Source organism: Paenibacillus sp. 01T422, from assembly GCF_056398785.1.
Map to the genome: position 1 here is coordinate 1 of NZ_JBFTQB010001460.1, position 779 is coordinate 779.

Below are 779 nucleotides of genomic sequence, written 5' to 3' on the forward strand. Positions count from 1 at the left end.
GTGCGTGCATTGTTAACCCTTCGGCTTTTTCCGCTCCCAACTGAGCTATGTAAACTAAGTCCTGACGATGTCATTAAAGGATGGCAGAAATCAATGAAGCGGCATTCTGGTGTGCGTAGAGCTCATCTACTCATCGATCTTGCTAAGAAAACTGTTGGATCTAAGCAAGCAACACATGCTTACAAACTCCATCTGGAGCAGCTCCTTGAGGAGCATGACTTAGCCACTAAACAACTGCAGAGGATAGAAAAAGAAGCCAAAGACGTTGTTGAACGTATCCCCTACTCAGGCAAAATCCTTGCCATTACTGGAATAAGTCCAATTGCTCTAGCTGGTGTTTTAGGAGAGTCTGGAGATCTTCGAGGTTATGCGCACGGGAACGCTCTACTCCGTCACGCGGGACTTAATATAACCGAAGCAAGCTCTGGAAAATGGAAGGGACAACTGAAGCTCAGCAAACGAGGTCGTCCACGCCTGCGTCACTTTCTTTATTTAATCACGATGTGCATGGTCATGAGTAACCAAGAATTTAAAGCCTTACACCACTACAATGTTCAGGTGAAAAAGCTTAAAAAGATGAAGTCTATCATGAAGCTGTGTGGGAAGCTAGCTCGACTCTTAGTAGGAATGGCTCGTAGTGACGAAGCTTACAACCCCGATAAAATCTTTGCATTAGCAGCTTAACATAAACCTTATCTCACGCAAGTTGGCGTATTCGCAGGAGACAAAGAAAGCACGGAGTATCGGGATACATTACGCAAAAAGGCTCCGACCTGTTC

1 protein-coding gene is annotated in these 779 nt (G+C 45.2%); it reads left to right on the forward strand.

Annotation, left to right across the window (positions count from 1 at the left end; genetic code table 11):
• Positions 1-684 (forward strand): transposase (locus tag AC1DUA_RS39505; RefSeq protein ID WP_477504869.1); only part of this gene is annotated, 684 nt, incomplete at its 5' end.
• Between the last annotated feature and the right edge of the window lie 95 nt (positions 685-779).